Raw genomic sequence first — 589 nt, forward strand, 5'->3', positions numbered from 1 at the left:
AGCCAGCCGCTGCTGGCCCGCATCAGCGATCCCGAGCAGCTCGAAGAGCTCGCCGATCAACTCCTGCTCAGCCCCGATGGCGACACCTGGCTTACCCAGCTCAAACGCGCATCTTGAGCCATCCCCCGGTGCAAAAAGCCATCGGCAAACTGCGCGCGATGAGCGCCGATGAAGAAGAACGCGACTGGGCCGAGGCGCGCCCTCAGCGACGCCCAGATCGCCCAAGCAACCGGGCTCACACTGGCCCAAGTCGAAGCCTTGCGTGCGGTCAAGCCGCAGGGCTAAACCGCCAACGGCAGTAAAGACCCCGTCCGTATAACTACGCTACAATGACAGCCAATCAGCGTGCAATCAGGGCTTCCCGCCCTAACAATTGCAAGCGAACCTCATCCTGTCCAGTTTGACAATGAAGCCTTTCCGAAGGATTTAAGACAAGGAAGACGCCGCGCAATGCCAAAAACCGCCCTCATCACCGGCATTACCGGCCAAGACGGCAGCTACCTCGCCGAATGCCTGCTCGAGAAGGGCTACGAGGTCCACGGCATCAAGCGCCGCGCCTCGCTGTTCAACACCCAGCGCGTCGACCACA

At 61.1% G+C, this 589-nt stretch carries 1 protein-coding gene; it reads left to right on the forward strand.

What is annotated here, in order from left to right; genetic code table 11:
* Positions 1–450 precede the first annotated feature (450 nt).
* Positions 451–589, forward strand: a 139-nt coding sequence (locus G3446_RS27215) for a GDP-mannose 4,6-dehydratase (RefSeq protein ID WP_164456753.1), incomplete at its 3' end; no start/stop codon positions are given.

The sequence above is a fragment of the Thiorhodococcus minor genome, assembly GCF_010820565.1.
In the GTDB taxonomy this organism is placed as follows: Bacteria; Pseudomonadota; Gammaproteobacteria; order Chromatiales; family Chromatiaceae; genus Thiorhodococcus; species Thiorhodococcus minor.